Genomic DNA, 18,828 nt, shown 5'->3' on the forward strand with positions numbered 1-18,828 from the left:
TCGGTTCCCCACTATCAAAAATCAGAGGCTCTCAAGAAAAGTCTCGATGTCTTGCGGCGTATTGATCGACGATCCGCTCAGACTCTTGTCGATGCGTCGCACCAGGCCGCCCAACACCTTGCCACTGCCAAGCTCCACCAGACCGGTGATTCCCGCCTCTTTCATGGCCAGCACGCTTTCGCGCCAGCGCACCGCGCCGGTGACTTGTTCCACCAGCAGGCGGCGAATCTCGTCGGGATCGCTGACTTGGGCGGCGGTCACGTTGGCCACCAGCGGCACCACCGGCGCCGAAATGGTCACATTGCCCAGGGCCTCCGCCATGGCGTCGGCGGCGGGTTGCATCAAAGCGCAATGGAACGGCGCGCTCACCGGCAACAGAACGGCGCGCTTGGCGCCCTTTTCCTTGGCAATGACCAAGGCCCGCTCGACGGCGGCCTTGGCGCCGCTGACCACCACTTGGCCCGGCGCGTTGTCATTGGCCGCCGTGCAGACTTCGCCCTGCGCCGCCTCGTCGGCCACCGCGCGGGCGGCCTCCAGGTCCAGGCCCAGCAGCGCCGCCATGGCGCCTTGGCCCACCGGCACGGCTTTTTGCATGGCCTGCCCGCGGATTTTGAGCAGTTTTGCCGTATCGGCGAGGCTGAATGCCCCGGCCGCGGCCAGAGCCGAATACTCGCCCAGGGAATGACCGGCCACCAGCGCGCAAGCCTTGCCCAGGTCCATGCCGCCGTCCTTTTCCAGCACCCGCACGACGGCCAGACTGACGGCCATCAAGGCCGGTTGGGCGTTCTCGGTCAGGATCAACTGATCCTCCGGCCCCTCGAACATGATCTTGGACAGATCCTGAGACAGGGCCTGATCCACCTCGCCAAAGACATCGCGGGCGGTTTGAAAAGCATCGGCCAGGTCCTTGCCCATGCCGACGGCCTGGGACCCCTGACCGGGAAAAACGAATGCGCGTGACATGGATTGGCGACCCCCGATGTTGCGAAAAAATGTCGATCAAAACGGCAGCCCGTTGTTTAGCGGCTGCGGGACGCGGGATCAAGGGCCGGGGTGCCCTCACGGTGGGCGACCAAAAGGTCGCGGCGGCCGCAGGCGTTTTTTTTGATGGAACTCTCCGAGGAAACCCTCCGCGCCCCTGGCGCAAAGGCCGACATTTTCATCGGTTGAACTCCATTGTTGACCGGTTTCGTTGCGGCGGTACCACGGGGCCAACAAGACTGAATGCGCATTCATGGGTTTTTCCGAGTCGAGGAGTCTGCCGGTATCGGGGACCATGTCCCGGCGCAACGCCTTCAATCCCCTTGCACGGCCAAATGAAATGTGTATAGTCCCGGCCTTCAGTCTTCCTGCCGGGATTGGCCCGGCTATGCCCGCACGTCTTCGTGGGGGCTGAGAGAAGCCATAGGGAGAGACAGATTATGTCTTTGTACGAATGCGTGTTTATCGCGCGCCAGGACATTTCCGCCCAGCAGGTGGATGCTCTGGGAGATGCCTTCACCACGGTCCTCACGGACAATGGCGGCGAAGTCAATAAGCGCGAGTATTGGGGCCTGCGTAGCCTCGCCTACAAAATCAAGAAGAACCGCAAGGGCCACTATGTGATGTTCCACATTGATGCCCCGGCCGCCGCCATTCATGAAATGGAACGGCAGATGCAGTTGAATGAAGACGTTCTGCGCTTCTTGACCCTGCGCATGGAAGAGCTTGAAGAAGGCCCGTCCATCATGATGCAGAACAAGGATCGGGGCGACCGCCCGGACCGTCCGCGCCGGGACCGGGATGACCGTCCGCGCCGTGACGACCGCCCGCGCCGCGATGATCGTCCCCGGGACGACGCGCCCGCCGCCGCCCCCGCCGAAGGAGCCGAATAATGAGCAAGCCCGCACCCCGCCGCCCGTTTTTCCGGCGCCGCAAGACCTGCCCGTTCTCCGGCGATGGCGCTCCGAAGATCGACTACAAGGACATCCGTCTGCTGGGTCGCTTCATTTCCGAGCGTGGCAAGATCGTGCCGAGCCGGATCACTGCCGTTTCCGGCAAGAAGCAGCGTGAACTGGCCAAGGCCATCAAGCGCGCCCGATATCTGGGACTGCTGCCTTACGTGCTGAAGTAGGCGCGGAACCCACCCACGGGGCCGACATGTCGAAAGAGACCATCACGGCCATCGCGGCCGGAGCTTTCAGCGGCTTGTTGGCCTTGAGCTGGGTCAGCGGGAATCCCTTTGGTATTCTGCTGACCTATGCAGCGCCCCTGCCCCTTTATTGGGTCGGACTGTCCCTTGGAACAAGGGCGCTGCTGACCAGTTGCCTGGCCGGGCTGGCGATTTCGGTCGTCGCGCTCGGTCCGCTTCCGGCCATGGCCTATGCCCTGGTGCATGTGGCTCCGGCCACCATGGTGGTCCGTTTCGCTCTGCTGAGTCAGCAAGACGAAAGCGACGGATCGAAAGTGGTCTGGTACCCGACCGGGCATGTGTTGGTCTGGTTGACGCTAATGACGGCGGCCATGCTTATGGTCATGTCCGTCTTTCTTCTGGGATCGGGGATCGCCCTGAGCCAGGAGATCGAAGAGATGTTGACGCGGCTGTTGTCGCCGCTTCTTGCCGCTGGCACCGAGGCCGAGGTGAAGGAGTGGGTCACGATGGTGGCAGCCATTTTCCCCGGGTTGGTCGGAACCTCCTGGGTGATCATGGTGGTGGCCAACGGCGCCGCGGCGCAGGCGATCCTGACGCGTACCGGGCGAAATCTCCGCCCGTCGCCGAAGATGGCCAACCTGACGGTGCCCAGTTGGGCGCCGGTGCCTTTGGTGGTTGCCGCCGCTTTCGCGCTGGTCGCCAACGGAGAGTTTGAGTACCTCGGCCGGAACATGGTGATTGTGCTGGCCGTACCGTCGTTTTTCGTCGGGCTTGCCTTGGTGCATGCCCTGGCGCCCCGGTTCCCGCAACCGTTGCTGATCCTGGGCGTGTTTTATATGTTGGTGGTCTTTGTCGCCTGGTCCATGGCGGTAGTGGCTGCAATTGGTTTTGTCGAGCAATTGATCGGCTTCCGCCAGCGGTTGGCGGCCCCCGGTCAGCGCACGGGAGAGTAAGGTTATGGATGTCATTCTGCTGGAACGCGTCGAGAAATTGGGTCAGATGGGAGACGTGGTCAACGTCAAGCCCGGCTATGCCCGCAACTATCTGCTGCCGCAGAAGAAAGCTCTGAGGGCCACCGAGGCCAACAAGGCGGTCTTCGATGGTCAGAAGGCCCAATTGGAGGCCGACAACCTGCAGCGGCGTCAAGAAGCCGAGGCCGTGGCCGAGAAGATGGTCGATGTATCGGTCATCATCCTGCGTCAGGCCGGCGAGGCCGGGCAGCTTTACGGATCGGCCAACAGCCGGGACGTGGCCACCGCCCTCACCGAGGACGGCTACACCGTTAGCCGCAGCCAGATCGAGCTGGCCCATCCGATCAAGTCCGTGGGCATGCACGAAGTGATCGTCCGCCTGCACCCGGAAGTGGCCGTGACGGTCACGGTCAACGTGGCCCGCACCGCCGAGGAAGCGCAGATCCAGGTCGAGACCGGCGCCGCCGTCTTGGGTGGCGAAGAGGAAGAGGAAAACACCGATCTGCCGCCCATGGGCTATAGCGAAGACGAACCCATGGACGCGGAGGCCGCCGAAGGCGAAGCGGGCGACGAAGCCCCCGCCGAGGAAGAGGCTGCGTCGGTGGTAGACGAGACCACCGAACAAGAAACCGCCTAATCGGCACAATTCTTTTCCACAGGTTATACAGACGGCGCGGTCTTGGATCGCGCCGTTTTACTGTGTTCAGTTATCCACAACGAAAGCAGTGGTAGCACTAGAGGCATAGCCGCAAGGAAACCATTTTATGTGTTTATCGTCAAAGCCTTATACTGACTAATTCGCTTAGTAGGAACCCCTCTGGAACATCCCTAGCCTTCCTATTAATAGCAATAGATAATAGTATCCACACATGGAGAATATCAGTGACGAACATGGTTCGCCCCCTCCGCCGGGAGACGAACCCCATACCTATTCCGACCCTGTTCCCGGCGGGTTGCCGGAGCGCGATGCGTTCCGTGCGCCACCGCGGAACTATGAAGCTGAAAAATCTCTTATCGGCGCAATCTTAGCGAACAACAGGGCCCATGAACGAGTCGCTGAGTTCTTGCGTCCAGAGCACTTTGCCGACCCAGTCAACGGTATGGTTTTTGAGGCTATCACTCTGCTAGTTGAACGCAGCCTGATAGCTGATTTGGTCACACTCAGGAACTACTTCGAATCGAATCAGCAATTAGCTGACGTGGGCGGGATACGCTATCTGACAGAGCTGGCTGATGCTGCGGTAACCATCATCAATGCCACCGAATATGGTCGCATTATTTATGACTTGCACCTCAAAAGAGAACTGATCGACCTGGGTGAAGAGGTGGTCAACTCGGCCTTCGATTCCAATGTGGGCGAGACCGCCAACAGCCAGATCGAGGCGGCGGAACAACGGCTTTACGACCTGGCTACCTCGGGCGAGACCGAAGGCGGCTTCAAGCCGTTCAAGGATTCGGTCCTGGGCGCGCTCAACGCGGCGGAGGCGGCCCACAAGCGGACCACAGGCCTGGCGGGCTGTACCACCGGGCTGCGCGACCTGGACAAGATGCTCGGCGGGCTGCATTCCTCGGACCTGCTGATCCTCGCCGGACGACCTTCCATGGGTAAGACCGCCCTGGCTACCAACATCGCCTATAACGCCGCCTACTCCCATGCCCGCACCAATGGCGAGGAAGGCGCGGTGGTCGGCTTCTTCTCGCTGGAAATGAGTGCCGAGCAATTGGCCGCCCGTATCATTTCCCAGGAAGTGCAGATTTCATCGGACCGCATGCGCAAGGGCGAACTGTCCAACGACGAGTTCACCCGCCTGGTCTCGGCCAGTCAGGCACTCTATCAACTGCCCTTTTTCATCGATGACACCCCGGCGCTGACCGTCTCGGCCCTGCGCACCCGGGCCCGGCGACTGAAGCGCCAGCATGGCCTGAGCATGATCGTGGTGGATTACCTGCAACTGATCTCCGGCGCCGGCAACAAGAACGAAAACCGCGTGCAGGAACTGTCCGAAATCACTCGGGGCCTGAAGACCCTGGCCAAGGAACTGAACCTGCCGGTGATCGCTTTGTCGCAGCTGTCCCGCGCCGTGGAACAGCGGGAACCGCCACGCCCGCAGCTCTCGGATCTGCGTGAATCGGGCTCCATCGAACAGGATGCCGACGTGGTCATGTTCATCTACCGCGCCGAATATTACCTGGAACGCAAACGCCCCGACGCGGACGATGTGGAAAAGGCCGCCAAGTGGGAGGAGCGCCTGGACCGGGTGCGCAATCTGGCCGATGTGATCATCGCCAAGCAGCGTCATGGCCCCGTGGGCGACATCACCTTGCAGTTCACCGGACAATTCACTCGCTTCGGAGACCTGGACACCACGCACGGCGGCGACTACGAATAGGATCCAGAAACCTCGCGGCGATTGCATGCTTCGACAAGCTCAGCACGAGGCTGTAAGAATTGCAATTATGGAGCCTCACCCCGAGCCTGTCGAAGGGTGAGGCGTGCCAGCCAGCGAAAAGCCTTTTCACGCCTCGACCACTATGGTGCCATGAAAAAGACCGAAGCCCGAACCGGAGCCATCCTGACCATCGATCTGAAAGCGCTGGTCGATAACTGGCGGCTATTGCGAGACCGTGTGGCACCCCGCCAATGCGCCGCCGTGGTCAAGGCCGATGCCTATGGCCTGGGCATGAACCGCGTGGCCCAAGCCCTGTGGAACGCAGGCTGCAAGGTGTTCTTTGTGGCTCAGATCGAGGAAGCCACGACCCTGCGCAAGAGACTGCGCGAGGCCGAGATCCATGTGCTCAACGGCCTGCTGGAAGGTACCGAATCCGATTTTCTGGCCCAAAACCTCATTCCGGTGCTCAACGACATCCATCAAATCCGTGCTTGGACTCAATTCTGCGGCCAGACACCTCGCCCTTGCGATATTCATCTGGATACGGGCATGTCCCGTCTGGGCCTGTCCCCGGAGGAAACGGAACAACTGATCGCCGATACGGATCTCTGCCAGGCATTGGCACCGAGCCTGATCATGAGCCACCTGGCCTGCGCCGATAGCCCGAACCACAAGATGAACAGCGGACAGCTGGAAGAGTTCACAACCTTGAGGCAGCGGCTGGATGCGGCAGGTCTGCGCGCGCCCGGTTCTATCGCCAACTCCTCGGGGATCTTCCTCGGAGCCGACTATCATTTCGACCTGGCCCGGCCCGGCGTGGCGATCTATGGCGTCAACCCGACCCCCGACAACCCTAACCCCATGGCGCAAGTAGTTCGGTTGCAAGCAAAAATCCTGCAAGTCCGTACAATTGACACCCCCCGGGCGGTTGGATATGGTGCCACCCATCGCGTCTGGGGTCCGTCCCGCATCGCCACGGTTGGCGTCGGTTATGCGGATGGCTTTTTGCGCACGATCAGTAACAGGGGGCGAGCCTTCATCAAAGACCATCGCGCCCCGGTGGTGGGACGCATCTCCATGGACCTGACGACCCTCGACGTGACCGCTGTCCCAGAACAGCTGACCCAGCCAGGGTGTATGGTGGATCTGATCGGCCCCCACAGCACGGTGGACGACGTCGCCCAGGCAGCGGGGACCATTGGCTATGAGATCCTCACAGGCCTTGGCAATCGCTTTCTGCGGGTCTACAGCAACGGGCCAGGCGCATGATCAATCCACTTCGCCCCATTGGCCGCGCGTCTCTGGCGATCCTGGCTACAACCGGACGGCTGACCCTGTTCACCGGCGAGGCGCTGTCCCATTGCGTCCGCCCGCCTTTTTACATGCGCAACATCCTGCATGCGATTGTCGAGATCGGCTATTTCTCGTTGCCGGTGGTTGGCCTGACCGCGTTGTTCGCGGGCATGGTGTTGGCGCTGCAAAGCTATACCGGGTTCTCCCGCTTTTCCGCCGAGGGCGCCGTTGCCAGCGTGGTGGTGCTGTCTTTGACCCGGGAACTGGGACCGGTGCTGGCGGGCCTGATGGTCGCCGGTCGCATCGGCGCCTCCATGGCCGCCGAGATCGGCACCATGCGGGTCACAGAGCAAGTGGACGCCCTGACCACCTTGTCCACCAACCCGATGAAATACCTGGTGGCACCCCGCTTGATCGCAGGCATATTGATGCTGCCGCTGTTGGTGTTCGTCGCCGATATCATCGGCGTGTTCGGCGGCTATCTGGTGGCGGTCTACAAGCTCGGCTTCAACCCGGCCAACTATCTGCAAAGCACCTGGGACTTCCTGGAAGTCCAAGATGTGGTCTCCGGCCTGGTCAAGGCCAGCGTGTTCGGCTTTCTTACCACCTTGATGGGCTGTTACCATGGCTATAATTCCAAGGGCGGCGCTCAAGGGGTTGGTACCGCAACCACCAATGCCGTGGTTTCCGCTTCCATATTGATCCTCTGCTTTGACTATATCCTGACGGAGATCTTTTTCGCCTCATGACCGAGCAGCCCGTAAAAATCAGCATGCGCGACGTTCACAAGTCCTTCGGCGACAAGAAGGTCCTGCGCGGTGTCGATTTGGACGTGGGCGTGGGCGAGAGCGTCGTGGTCATCGGCGGGTCGGGTACCGGCAAGTCGGTCACCTTGAAATGCATCCTCGGCATGCTGTGGCCTAACAAAGGCTCCATCGAAGTGGATGGCGAACAGGTGGTTGGAATACGGGGCCGTGCCCGGGAACGGGTGAATAAGAAATTCGGTATGCTGTTCCAGGGCGCCGCTCTGTTCGATTCCCTACCGGTGTGGGAAAACATCGCATTCGGGCTCCTAGCCGAACACCGCTGTTCGCGCCATGACGCCCACGACATCGCGGTACAGAAGCTGGCCATGGTCGGCCTTGATCCCGCGGTGGCCAACCTTCAACCTTCGGAGCTGTCCGGCGGCATGCAAAAGCGCGTCGGTCTGGCCCGCGCCATTGCCACCGATCCGGAAATCATCTTTTTCGACGAGCCGACCACCGGGTTGGACCCGATCATGGCCGACGTGATCAATGATCTGATCGTCAAGGTGACCCGCGAGATGGGGGCCACCGCCCTCTCCATCACCCATGACATGGCCAGCGCCCGCAAGATCGCCAACCGCATTGCCATGCTCTATGAGGGCCAGATCATCTGGGCCGGGCCGACCGAAGACATCGACAATTCCGGCAACGAATACGTCGATCAGTTCATCAACGGCCGCGCCGATGGCCCGATCCAGATGGCGGTGCGGCGCTGACAGGTGATATTGTCGGAGGAATAACCATGACCGTCTCCAAGATCCTGATGACCGTTGCGGGCCTCGCTTTTGCCGCCGTGATGCTGTTTTCCCTTTCGGTGATGAACTCCATGGCCAGCAATATGGAGTCCATGGCTAAAAACATGGATTCCATGGCCCAGCGCATGGAGGTCATGGCCGTCAGTGTCCCGGAAATGAGCACCACCATGAAAACCATGGCCGAGGACATGCGCTCCATGCAGCAAAGCATGCAGAAGCTGAACCCCCTGACGGGCGGCAGCACCCCCATGAAGATGTTCAATCCGATGGGCCGCTAACGCGAATATTTTGGGGAAAAACTGGTGCCGCCGGAGTGAATTGAACACTCGACCTCGCCCTTACCAAGGGCGCGCTCTACCCCTGAGCTACGGCGGCACTGGGAAAGTGGGCGGAAATTGCCATAGGCCATCGGGGGATGCAAGGACTTTTCCGCTAACATCCGGGAATGATTGACGCCCGTGAACCAGAAGGGCAGGATCCCGCCATGACACAGGAAAAAACCGCCACACCTGCACCCGACAAGGCAACGGAAAGCCGCCGCGACAAACAGGCGGAAGCCCTGCGCGCCAACCTGGCCAAACGCAAACAACAGCAAAGGGCGCGAAAGTCTCCGGACAAAAACGAGCCGATCTCCGATCCGGACTCCTGATCGCCGTATTTGCGGCGCATTGCCGCCTTGAACACCGGCCATGTTGAGGGTATGACCCTCTTCTTTCTTTCTTCCGGGTCCCGACCACCCTATCGGGTGCCCGACCAGCATTCAGGTCAAGGCATGGATCGTATTGTCATCCGGGGCGGCAAGCCTCTTCACGGGACTATCCCCATTGGCGGCGCCAAGAATGCCGCCTTGCCGCTCATGGCGGCGGCGCTGCTCACCGACGAGACCCTGAGCCTGTCCAATCTGCCCCACCTGGCGGATATCTCCTCCATGGCCAACCTGCTGGTGGAACTGGGGGTCGATCTGGGCATGAACGGCCACGCGCCCAACGGTGGCCATGCGGGGCGCACCTTCGACCTGGGCTGTCCCAATATCAAGTCGACCACCGCGCCCTATGACCTGGTGCGCAAGATGCGCGCCTCGGTGCTGGTTCTGGGTCCCCTGGTGGCCCGTCACGGGGTGGCGCGGGTCTCCCTGCCCGGCGGCTGCGCCATCGGCACAAGGCCTGTGGACCTGCATCTGACGGCCCTGGAGCAGATGGGGGCCGAGATTGAGCTGACCCAGGGCTATATCGAAGCCCGGGCCCCTCAAGGCCTCAAGGGCGGCAAGATCATGTTTCCGGTGGTCACCGTTGGCGGCACAGAGAATATTCTCATGGCCGCCACCCTGGCCGAGGGCGAGACGGTGCTGGGCAATGCCGCCCGCGAGCCGGAAGTCATCGATCTGGCCGAGTGCCTGGTGGCCATGGGCGCCAAGATCGACGGCATCGGCACCGATACCCTGCGCATCCAAGGGGTCGACAGTCTGCATGGCGCGCATCACACGGTGGTGCCCGACCGCATCGAAACCGGCTCTTATGCCATCGCCGCGGCGATTACCGGCGGCAATCTGCTGTTGGAAGGCACGCGTCTGGATCTGATCGGCTCCCTGGCCGATACCCTGCGCAAGGCCGGTGTCGAGATCACCGAGGAATCCGGTGGCCTGCGGGTCGCGCGCATGAACGGCCTGCACGGGGTCGACATGATGACCGAGCCCTATCCCGGCTTCCCCACCGACATGCAAGCCCAGGCCATGGCCCTGATGGCCACCGCCGAGGGTGCCTCCATGATCACCGAGACCATCTTCGAGAACCGCTTCATGCATGTGCCGGAGCTCTGTCGAATGGGTGCCGACATCAATGTACATGGCGCCTCGGCCATCGTGCGCGGCGTGGGGCAATTATCCGGCGCCCCGGTGATGGCCACCGACCTACGCGCCTCCATGTCCCTGGTGCTGGCCGGATTGGCGGCCGGCGGCGAGACGGAAATCAACCGGGTCTATCACCTGGACCGCGGCTACGAGCGCCTGGAAGACAAGCTATCGGCCTGTGGTGCCCTAATCGAAAGGGTTAAGGGCGCTTGACTTTGGGACCAGAAAAGGTATTTCATAACCTCTTTCTTCGCACCTGCAACATGGAGAGCGACCAATGGCGAAATACTTGGTAAACGGCATGACCTGCGGCGGCTGCGCCTCATCCGTGGAAAAAGCCATCAAGGAACTGGCCGCCGATAGCACCGTGACCGTCGACCTGGAAGCCAAGACCGTCACCGTCGGCGGCGTCGATGATGCAGCGGTGGTCCAGCAGGCAGTGGAAAACGCCGGGTTCGAGTTCAACGGACCTGCTTGAGGGAAAAGCACGGGATAGGGTATTCCAACAGGCTGCTGAAAAGCTCCGATTTCGAGCCTGTGGCGACAGATGCTTCGCCAAGCTCAGCATGAGGGCCTTCGAATTTTCAACAAGTTAGCCTCACCCTGAGCTTCCTCATCCCGAGCTTGTCGAGGGACGAAGGGCGAGGCGGGACGTAGCACAATACTTTTTCAGCAGTCTGTGAAAGCTCTGTGTATCGAGCGCCTATGGTCGGTGGCGCGCTTGTGATTGTCGTGTGATACACTACGCTCGGAACCCGCTGCAATAACTCCCAGAGCAAGATGGCTCGCATTCACACATCCCAAGCCGTTGTCATCCTTCTGGCATCCTTATTCTTTACACCCGATGGCTATGCCGGTAATTCCGAACCGGATGATTTCACTTGTGACGACATCCTGCGCTTTCAAAAAACAGACCCTTCCAAATTAGCGCTTGATCAGCTGCTTTCCCTCGGTCAGGCCTACGACAAAGGGCGATGTGTCCGCCAGGATTATACACAGGCTTTCGAGCACTACAGCCGGACCGTCGAGCGCGGCTCCTCTGCTGCTGGATTCCGCCTGGGCTATTTTTACCTCAACGGTCTCGGCGTCGAGCGCAAAGAAAACCAAGCGCGCTATTGGTTTCGCAGTCAGGCTTTGTCCGGTTTTTTCCGGAAGGACCCCTATTCCGATTTTTTACTGGCTCTGGCGTTTTTCGGCGATCCCGTTCCGGACATGATGCATGAGGAAATCAAGCGTGCCAGAGCAGAGGCCAACGGCCCGCCGGATGTGATGATGCGCAATTTTAGAGTCGGACTCAGAAAGAAGCTTTCGAGTTCAATCTCTTGCTAGACGCCGGGTGAGCTGGCGTATACTGGCGATGGTAATCCAAGCGACGGCGCTTTCGATGGTCGCCTCGAAATCCTTGGCCAGTCTACGACACCGACCGAGCCAAGCGAAGGTACGCTCCACGACCCAGCGCCGGGGTAGAACCTCGAAACCGTTTGCCGCATCGGAGCGCTTGATCACTTCAATGGTCCATTGTCCGATCTTTTCCAGCGCGCCGCGCAGCTTTTGTCCAGCATAGCCTCCGTCAGCGAAGACATGGCGTAGCCAAGGGAGGCGGCTGCGAAAGGAGGCGAGGATCCCGGGAGCACCGTCGCGATCCTGGATATCCGCCTCGTGCACCATGACGGCAACCATGAAGCCTTCGGTATCGGTGACGATGTGACGCTTCCGGCCTTTGATCTTCTTGCCTGCGTCAAAGCCCCGGGGGCCGCCGCTCTCCGTGGTTTTCACGCTCTGGCTGTCGATCACTCCGGCACTTGGGGAGGCCTCCCTGCCCATCGCCTCGCGTGCCGCCATGACAAGATGATGATTGATCGTCGCCCACCGACCGTCGTCGCGCCAATCGTAAAAATATCCCTGTACCGTCGAATAGGGCGGAAAGCATTTCGGCAACAGTCGCCACTGACATCCACTCGCCGCGATATAGAGCAACGCATTGACAACCTCCCGCAAATCCGTCTCGCGTGGCCGACCCAATCGGTTCGCCTCGGGTAAATGCGGCTCGATCCATTCCCATTCCTCTTGTGTCAGGTCGCTTGCATACCGGCTGTTGTTGCGCTCATACTTGGGACGAGTGGTCTCGGTCCACATCTTGTGTCTCCTTCATTGTTTGGTCACAACGATAGAATCACAAGTGACTGATTCCACTCAACTCTTTTTCAGCCAGCCTCTTAGAGATCTGCAGACTGGCAATGGCGTGTATCCCGCACCGGATCGGGCCGTCAGCTGGCTTCGCTTGGCAGCGCGGAAAGGCCACCCCGAGGCGCTCTATAACCTCGCAAAGCGCTACCTGACAGGAGACGGCCTGTCGAAGAATGAAAACTCCCATGGCGTATACCTCCTCATGGCGGCGGAAAGAAACCACGCCAATGCCCAACGGGAATTAGGTATCCTTTATCTGCAATCGAGTGAGGACACCATCCTGGTTTACAAAGCTCTTGTATGGTTGTTGCGTGCCCGTAAAAATGGCCTGGACGTCACGAACGAGATCCAGGCTGCGGAGCAATTGCTCGACAGCAGGCGCCGTCAATGGGCCTATGAAGAGGCTTTCGATTTCGAATTCGTTCCTTAGCGCGTGTCGGGTCCAATTGGACCCATTAGACACACGCGACCCTATTGGAATCGATCACGTTATTCGCGTTTGATCGAATCCGATCAAACGCGACGTGATCTAGGCTCAGGACTCATAACCAGAAGATGACGGTTGCGGCGATGCAGATTGCGCTCATGAAGGTATGGGCGCAACGGTCGTAGCGGGTGGCGATACGCCGCCAGTCCTTGAGCCGACCGAACATGCGCTCGATCAAGTTTCGCTGCTTGTAGAGGGCTTTATCGTAAAGGATTTCCTCTTTGCGGTTCGAGCGACCTGGAATGCAGGGCTCGATGCCGAGATCAAGCAGGGCCTGGCGGAAACGGTCGCTGTCGTATCCCCTGTCGGCGATCAGGTCGTCGGCATCAGGGAATGCAGGGAGCATGGTGTCGGCGCCGCGATAGTCGCTGACTTGTCCTTCGGTCAGCAGCAGGATCAGGGGCTTTCCATCGGCATCGCAGGCGGCATGCAGTTTCGAATTCAGGCCGCCCTTGGTGCGCCCGATACGGCGGGGAACAGCCCCTTTTTGAGCAGGCTCGCCGCCGTCCTGTGGGCCTTGAGATGGGTGGCGTCGATCATCACCGTATGGGTGGCCGTGCTTTCGGCGGCCAGGGTGGCGAAGATCCGGTCGAACACTCCGGCCTCGCTCCAACGGACGAAGCGGTTGTACAGGGTCTTGTGCGGTCCATAGGCGACGGGCGCGTCACGCCACATCAAGCCGTGGCGAAGAACATGGATGATGCCGCTGATCACCCGCCGGTCATCGACGCGCGGGACGCCTCTTGTTTTGTTCGGCAGCAACGGTTGAAGGCGTTCGAATTGTTTGTCGGACAACCAGAAATGATGGCTCTGCATCGGCTTTCCCCTCCCTAAAATTCCAGGGAAGGGAATCATGTCCACCGACTATTGGGAATCCCTTTTATGGGTCCTGAGCCTAGCCAAAGCTTCCCTCGTCAACCACATTGCCTATCATACTCTTTTTGCAACTTTGAAAGGGTCTGTCGTGCGTTGGCCAACTTCCTCTCTGCCTCCTTCACTGCTTCACGAGCCGTATTCATGGCGCTCTTCGCTTCGTTTTGACGATGCCAAGCCTCGACGAATTGATCAATCTTACCCAGCAAATTGAGCCGACCTAGAGCCTTTTTAATAAGCCGCAGAAAATCGTCCCCGCTGTCGGCCAAATCGGAAAGACCAAACGTTGCCAGCAGCCAAAGAAATTCATTCTCTGCCTCGATAAACTCCTTCTCATGGTGAAGGAGGTTTTTGCGGAACTCTTTGAGCTCACGCTCAAATGATTCTATTTCATTTTTGGCGCGCGCTATGCCTCCGGCCAGTTTCGGACATACACCATTATTGTCCTTTACCTCCTCCGCCCAACACCGACAATTTGGCGCCTCGCCGGGATGCCCGCCTTCGGGGGGATCGCCCCATGAAAAGGTCTGCCCCTCCCGGTCGGCATGGGAGGATCGTACCTTGTTGTCGCCGACCGTGCGCGCACACCCAGGGGGTCCTCGGGACCACCGTTCATATAGGCATGGCTCATCATCGCCCGGTTCACATCTGGGGTCTCGGAGGCCAGACGCAGGAAAGTCTCGAAGGTGTATTCCGGGTTGGCAGGCCGGGTTTGGGGTTTGGAATCACGAGGACTTAGGGGCGGATGCGCTGCGGGGAAGATGACATTGGGCCGGAACGGGGGTATCGGGAATACGACAAAGCCCGGGGCTTGCTTGGCGGTCACCAAACCGGCATCGATGCGGGACCATGGACCAAACGGTCGCATGGCGCTATAGTCGACCCATGCGACCGATGCTTGCCGTTTTAGTTCTTGTTCTCGCCCTTCCCATGACCCTTGCCTGGGCCAACGACGAGAAACGCGTGCCCTTTTCGGAGCTGATGAACACGGGCCTGAAAGCCTTGGCCAAGGGGGACGAAGAGACCGCTAGAGCCATCGACCTCCAGATGTTTGGGCGCCTGTACGGGTTTCGGATCAAGCCTTCGGAATGGCGGGATGAATTACCACGGGCAGAAAATGAAAAAAGGATGTGCCCGCACCGCCGAGAGGCCGCCTCGGAGTTAACACCCGAGAGAGTGCATTTCCTGCATCATGGAACGCGCATGCTGGCCGATGCCCTTGTCGCCACGAACCAAGAAGACCGGCCTTTTGTCGCGGCGATTCTCCAGTGCCAGCAGGACAACGGCGAACCGGTGGCGGAAGCGGAAGCGTTGCGCGACGGGCTTGCCTGGGCCAAGAAACTGGCGGCGGCCGATATGGAAACGACCCGTGCGATGATAGGGGAGTACGACCTGCTGACCGAGCAGTACCCGGATGAAATGGTTTACCGCCTGCTTCACGGGTCCATAAAAAGCAGAATTGGTAAAATGAAATACGAGCGCGAGCGCGAGGAAACCAAGAAGCGCTACCCCAAGGGAATCCTGTTTCAGGGCAATCTCGTCAACAAAGCGCACGGGGGTGACCTATCCGCCCAACTGGAGTTGGCGCGCCGCCTCGAAACGGGAGATCTCTTCCGGCAAAACAATGCCATGGCCTATTTTTGGTACAAGCGAGCTCTGACAAATGGCGGCGGCGGCGTGGCCCAGTCCGGCATGGACAGACTGCATCCCCATTTGTCCATAGGCGAATTCAAGAGTATTGAGATTTGGACCAGAAACAACCACCGTCCCTATTAAGCATATGTCAGCATACTATTCCCCCATGCACTCTTTGTATCGGCGGTCATATTCGATTGCATTCATGTAGTGATTTTGTTGTTTGTGCTCGAGCTGCTCCAGCTTCTCTTTCGCGCCACTGAGTTCACGATCCTTGACCGCAATCTGCCTTTCCACCATCGCTTTTTGCTGCTCTAACAGGGCAATGTAAACGGAGACAGGCACTGCTCCATACCAACCGCTTATCCGTCCTGGGATTCTGGCTAGCGATAGGTTTGCTTTAATTTCCTCGAGCTCATCCCGCAGTTCCGCGAGATGATCTGTAATGACGTTGACCTCGACTTTCGCATCTATGATAGGCCCATGCAGAGCATCATGCCTGCGCCACGCGGCCTCTAGCGCGTGTCGGGTCCAATCGGACCCGCTAGACACGCGCGATCTTATTGGAATCGATCACGTTTCTCATGTTTGATCGAATCCGATCAAACACGACGTGATCTAGTGCCTCTGCGATTTTATCGCAATCCTTCTTCTCAACCTCCTCCGCCCAACACCGGCAATTGGGCGCCTCGCCGGGATGGCCGCCTTCGGGGGGATCGTCCCATGAAAAGGTCTGCCCCTCCCGGTCGGCATGGGAGGAGCGCACCTTGTTGTCGCCGACCGTGCGCCAGATATAGGTGCCTTCCTTCTTTTCCGCGTCATCATCGGATCGGGTCCTGGCCTCCCAGAACTCCAGCAGCCCGGTCTTTGGATTGATCGACCCGCCGTCGGTAACCTCGTGCAGGAAGCGCGCTTCCTCGGGAGTCAGGTGGGCCAGGATGGTGTCGCCGTAGCGGCCCATGCCCGTTAGGGCCCGCGCCGCATGGCGGGCGGCCAGGGTGGCATCCACCTGACGGCGGTCTTCGGATTCCAGGAACGGGCTGGCCGACCAATGGGTCTTGACCTGGTCCCGTTCCGCCGGGTCTTCGGGAAAGGCCCATTTGAACCAGTCATAAACCTTCTCGGTGGCCTGTTTGTGATTGCGGTGAAAGGATTCGTGATAGCAGTCCGCGCCCATGACCCGGGCCATGTCCGAGGTGGTCCAGGTCTCGATGGGCCGGGACAGCACCCCTTCCGCCACATCATTGGATACGGGTTTCCTCCAATCCCAATCGTAATCGGCTGGATTGGCGAAGGCGGCGAAGGCACGCGCCCGGCGGCTGGGAGGGAAAGCGGAAGGCACTATTCTGACTCCTGAAATAGATGAATAATCACAAACAAAAAGAGAACATATGGCGCATTCATTCTGTGATCAAGGAACAAAAACAGTGTTGTGCGTTTACAGGCCTATTTTCGTTGATCACCATTCGGCGCGGATCTGTGCAATACGCTGAATTCAAACAGAAAAAAACCCGGTTGCTGAAAAAGTCCGATTTCGAGCCTGTGGCGACACATGCTTCGACAGGCTCAGCATGAGGCCCTTCGAATTTTCAACTTGTTAGCCTCACCCTGAGCTTCCTCATCCCGAGCTTGTCGAGGGACGAAGGGTGACGCGGGCCTTAGGACAACACTGTGTCAGCAGTCTGAACCGCCTTTCGGAGAAGCGGTCCGAGCCGTGAATATTAGTTGGGGTGGCGGCGAGCTTGATCGAGATTCCGCCGATTCAGTTGGTCAACGGTTGGAGGTAGACCGAATGTGCTCCAGCCCTCTTACCCCCTTCCCCAACAAATGCGTCCGGGTCGGCTGATGGAACCAGACTCCGTCGTCCCGCGTCTCACCCAACTCTTCGAACGCCGCCCGCATGCGCGCGTCCAGCGCCGCGAATTTGGCCCGCCGGGTGGGGTCGATGTTGCCGATACGCTGGGCGAAGGTCTCGTAGTCGGGATAGCGCATGGGGTGCAGATGGACGGCGCGGGTGATTTCCCGCAGACCGTGATCCTCCGCGTTGTCGATGGCCGCCAGGGCCAGGGCGCGCACCTCGGTCTCGTCGTCGATGGGCTGCATCAGGGTGAAGAACGGCCCCTCCGCCACCGGCTCGGAAATATACAGATGGCCGCCGGGCACCAGCACCCGGGCCGCCTCGCGCAGGGCCGGGGCCATGGTCTCGGGCGGCAGGTGATGTAGGCTGTTGAACAGCACCACCAGTTCCATGGACTCGTCGTCGAAAGGCAGCGCCTCGCCCCCCGCCGCCTGATAGGTCTCGTCGGCCACCGGCGTTTCCGCCTCGGCGATCCGCAATTGCACCGGGTTGGGGTCCAGGCCGATCACATGGGCGCCTTGGCCGGCCATCAGCCGGGCGATATGACCGCCGCCACAGCCCACGTCCAGCACCCGCTTGTCCTTCAGGGCCAAGGTTTCAATGAGGCTGTCGGCGTTACGTTTGACGGGCAGGGGCACGGTCGGTTTCCTTTGCTTGGACGATGGCGGCGGCGCGACGGGGCACAGCCGCAGGAGGAGCACATAGTGCAGCACCACCGCGATCAGCGACAAGAGCGCCATCCAGTCCCAGGCGATTTCTTCCAGCGCCCAGGGCGCGGCGCCGGGCAGCACCGAGTCGGGATAGGTGATGATCAGAGAGACCAGCAGATTGATGGCCGCATGCATGCCGATGGCGGCCTCCAGGCCATTGGTCCGGTAAACAAGGAATCCGGCATAGAGGCTGAACAGCAAATAATCGGCCAGGGCCCAATAGCCGCCGCTTTGCAGTTCCGGGTTGGGCAGATGCATCACGGCGAACAGCCCGGCGGGGATGAGGATACGCACCCAGGTATTGGCGGTGAACAGCCCCACCCACTGATAGATATAGCCCCGAAACAGGGTCTCCTCGGCGGTCACCTGGGCCAACAGCGGCAAGGGCAGCAGCACCAAGGCCAGCAGCCACACAGCGGGATCCCAGTCAAAGACGATCTCGGCCCCTCCGGTGCCCGCCATGGCGAAGAACAAGGCGCCGTTGAGAATCAGTCCGAGCCCCAGGCTATAGAGCATCAGTGTCCAGTCGAAGCGCCGCCGACCGGTGAGCAGGCTGCGCCAGGGCCGCCGGTGGATGAACCGCACGGCGACGAACAACGGCGGCAGCATGACCGCCACCGAGGCCAGCACCACCAGGGTATAGATCGTGTCCCGCGCCTGCCCATCGATGGCCAGCAGGAAGGCCGACCAGGCACTGGAAATACTCCAGGACCAGTCCTTGTAAAGCGCCGCCAGCCCTAAAATGGTGGCGAACTCCAAAACAATCCAGCCGCCGAGAATCACCACGAACGCCAGACCATAGGTCCAGGCGTCGGTCCGTCCGGCGCGGGCCAGATCACCGAAGCAGGCTTGGGACTCGGGATTGGGCGGGTTGCGATTCATGCTC

The 18,828-nt window shown here is 60.0% G+C and carries 22 protein-coding genes and 1 tRNA gene; 15 read left to right on the forward strand and 8 right to left on the reverse strand.

The features are described 5' to 3' along the window. Positions 1–21 precede the first annotated feature (21 nt). Entirely contained in the window at positions 22–963 is a 942-nt protein-coding gene (fabD, locus tag MGMAQ_RS12340; RefSeq protein ID WP_046021771.1) for an ACP S-malonyltransferase, read from the reverse strand. A 458-nt stretch (positions 964–1,421) separates the two neighbouring features. Here fabD and rpsF point away from each other — a divergent pair, with 458 nt between their 5' ends. The 9 genes from rpsF to MGMAQ_RS12385 all read left to right on the forward strand — a co-directional run bounded on the left by rpsF (position 1,422) and on the right by MGMAQ_RS12385 (position 8,624). Then, positions 1,422–1,874, forward strand: coding sequence for a 30S ribosomal protein S6 (rpsF, locus tag MGMAQ_RS12345; protein WP_046021772.1), 453 nt, complete (start codon positions 1,422–1,424; stop codon positions 1,872–1,874). Continuing rightward, positions 1,874–2,113, forward strand: a complete 240-nt coding sequence (rpsR, locus tag MGMAQ_RS12350; protein ID WP_065814693.1) for a 30S ribosomal protein S18 — start codon at positions 1,874–1,876, stop codon at positions 2,111–2,113. Before rpsF ends, rpsR begins: the two co-directional genes overlap by 1 nt. Positions 2,114–2,139: 26 nt before the next feature. Beyond that, positions 2,140–3,084, forward strand: a complete 945-nt coding sequence (locus tag MGMAQ_RS12355; protein WP_046021774.1) for a DUF2232 domain-containing protein — start codon at positions 2,140–2,142, stop codon at positions 3,082–3,084. Between the two features lie 4 nt (positions 3,085–3,088). Then, positions 3,089–3,739, forward strand: a complete 651-nt coding sequence (gene rplI, locus MGMAQ_RS12360) for a 50S ribosomal protein L9 (RefSeq protein WP_046021775.1) — start codon at positions 3,089–3,091, stop codon at positions 3,737–3,739. Positions 3,740–3,971: 232 nt separating this feature from the next. Beyond that, positions 3,972–5,492, forward strand: coding sequence for a replicative DNA helicase (locus MGMAQ_RS12365; RefSeq protein ID WP_082085423.1), 1,521 nt, complete (start codon positions 3,972–3,974; stop codon positions 5,490–5,492). 150 nt (positions 5,493–5,642) lie between these two features. Beyond that, complete coding sequence (gene alr, locus MGMAQ_RS12370; protein ID WP_046021776.1) at positions 5,643–6,761, forward strand: alanine racemase; 1,119 nt, start codon at positions 5,643–5,645, stop codon at positions 6,759–6,761. After that, positions 6,758–7,534 carry an ABC transporter permease gene (locus tag MGMAQ_RS12375; protein WP_148560943.1) on the forward strand — a complete coding sequence of 259 codons (777 nt, stop codon included), beginning with the start codon at positions 6,758–6,760 and terminating at the stop codon, positions 7,532–7,534. Before alr ends, MGMAQ_RS12375 begins: the two co-directional genes overlap by 4 nt. After that, positions 7,531–8,307: an ABC transporter ATP-binding protein gene (locus tag MGMAQ_RS12380; RefSeq protein WP_046021777.1), complete on the forward strand. Its 777-nt coding sequence runs from the start codon at positions 7,531–7,533 to the stop codon at positions 8,305–8,307. The genes MGMAQ_RS12375 and MGMAQ_RS12380 overlap by 4 nt, the downstream gene beginning before the upstream one ends. A gap of 26 nt (positions 8,308–8,333) precedes the next feature. Next, positions 8,334–8,624 carry a hypothetical protein gene (locus MGMAQ_RS12385; protein ID WP_046021778.1) on the forward strand — a complete coding sequence of 97 codons (291 nt, stop codon included), beginning with the start codon at positions 8,334–8,336 and terminating at the stop codon, positions 8,622–8,624. Positions 8,625–8,646: 22 nt separating this feature from the next. On the opposite strand, the gene MGMAQ_RS12390 is transcribed toward MGMAQ_RS12385, so the two are convergent. Continuing rightward, positions 8,647–8,721, reverse strand: a tRNA-Thr gene (locus MGMAQ_RS12390). 109 nt (positions 8,722–8,830) lie between these two features. Here MGMAQ_RS12390 and MGMAQ_RS21205 point away from each other — a divergent pair. The 4 genes from MGMAQ_RS21205 to MGMAQ_RS12410 all read left to right on the forward strand — a co-directional run bounded on the left by MGMAQ_RS21205 (position 8,831) and on the right by MGMAQ_RS12410 (position 11,521). Continuing rightward, positions 8,831–8,995, forward strand: coding sequence for a hypothetical protein (locus tag MGMAQ_RS21205; protein ID WP_173427176.1), 165 nt, complete (start codon positions 8,831–8,833; stop codon positions 8,993–8,995). Positions 8,996–9,118: 123 nt separating this feature from the next. Continuing rightward, entirely contained in the window at positions 9,119–10,405 is a 1,287-nt protein-coding gene (murA, locus tag MGMAQ_RS12400) for a UDP-N-acetylglucosamine 1-carboxyvinyltransferase (RefSeq protein WP_046023297.1), read from the forward strand. A 64-nt stretch (positions 10,406–10,469) separates the two neighbouring features. Further along, on the forward strand, positions 10,470–10,670 hold the full coding sequence (locus tag MGMAQ_RS12405) for a heavy-metal-associated domain-containing protein (protein WP_046021780.1): 201 nt from the start codon (positions 10,470–10,472) through the stop codon (positions 10,668–10,670). Between the two features lie 302 nt (positions 10,671–10,972). Then, positions 10,973–11,521, forward strand: a complete 549-nt coding sequence (locus MGMAQ_RS12410) for a tetratricopeptide repeat protein (protein WP_046021781.1) — start codon at positions 10,973–10,975, stop codon at positions 11,519–11,521. Here the strand turns inward: MGMAQ_RS12410 and MGMAQ_RS12415 are convergent. Then, complete coding sequence (locus MGMAQ_RS12415) at positions 11,507–12,328, reverse strand: IS5 family transposase (protein WP_046020182.1); 822 nt, start codon at positions 12,326–12,328, stop codon at positions 11,507–11,509. The two genes, MGMAQ_RS12410 and MGMAQ_RS12415, sit on opposite strands and share 15 nt — an antisense overlap. Before the next feature lie 43 nt (positions 12,329–12,371). Between MGMAQ_RS12415 and MGMAQ_RS20755 the strand changes: the two genes are divergently transcribed. Next, a complete protein-coding gene (locus MGMAQ_RS20755; protein ID WP_158498855.1) occupies positions 12,372–12,809 on the forward strand; it encodes a tetratricopeptide repeat protein in 438 nt (145 codons plus the stop codon). Positions 12,810–12,921: 112 nt separating this feature from the next. Here the strand turns inward: MGMAQ_RS20755 and MGMAQ_RS20440 are convergent. Both MGMAQ_RS20440 and MGMAQ_RS21600 read right to left on the reverse strand, forming a co-directional pair. Continuing rightward, positions 12,922–13,682, reverse strand: a protein-coding gene (locus MGMAQ_RS20440) for an IS5 family transposase (RefSeq protein WP_148560766.1) whose coding sequence is annotated in 2 segments (ribosomal slippage) — positions 12,922–13,359 and positions 13,362–13,682 — 759 coding nt in all. Because the reading frame shifts where the segments join, the coding sequence is not laid out codon by codon here. A 98-nt stretch (positions 13,683–13,780) separates the two neighbouring features. Then, entirely contained in the window at positions 13,781–14,431 is a 651-nt protein-coding gene (locus tag MGMAQ_RS21600; RefSeq protein ID WP_082085589.1) for a phage minor head protein, read from the reverse strand. 193 nt (positions 14,432–14,624) lie between these two features. Between MGMAQ_RS21600 and MGMAQ_RS12445 the strand changes: the two genes are divergently transcribed. Continuing rightward, positions 14,625–15,515: an SEL1-like repeat protein gene (locus tag MGMAQ_RS12445; RefSeq protein ID WP_148560945.1), complete on the forward strand. Its 891-nt coding sequence runs from the start codon at positions 14,625–14,627 to the stop codon at positions 15,513–15,515. Positions 15,516–15,530: 15 nt separating this feature from the next. Here MGMAQ_RS12445 and MGMAQ_RS20760 read toward each other — a convergent pair whose 3' ends face one another. The 3 genes from MGMAQ_RS20760 to MGMAQ_RS20450 form a co-directional block, all read right to left on the reverse strand. Continuing rightward, entirely contained in the window at positions 15,531–15,719 is a 189-nt protein-coding gene (locus tag MGMAQ_RS20760; protein WP_148560946.1) for a hypothetical protein, read from the reverse strand. A 199-nt stretch (positions 15,720–15,918) separates the two neighbouring features. After that, complete coding sequence (locus tag MGMAQ_RS12455; RefSeq protein ID WP_046021787.1) at positions 15,919–16,716, reverse strand: phage head morphogenesis protein; 798 nt, start codon at positions 16,714–16,716, stop codon at positions 15,919–15,921. A 428-nt stretch (positions 16,717–17,144) separates the two neighbouring features. Further along, complete coding sequence (locus MGMAQ_RS20450; RefSeq protein ID WP_158498856.1) at positions 17,145–18,824, reverse strand: methyltransferase domain-containing protein; 1,680 nt, start codon at positions 18,822–18,824, stop codon at positions 17,145–17,147. Positions 18,825–18,828 lie beyond the last annotated feature (4 nt).

This window comes from Magnetospira sp. QH-2, assembly GCF_000968135.1.
Taxonomy (GTDB): domain Bacteria; phylum Pseudomonadota; class Alphaproteobacteria; order Rhodospirillales; family Magnetospiraceae; genus Magnetospira.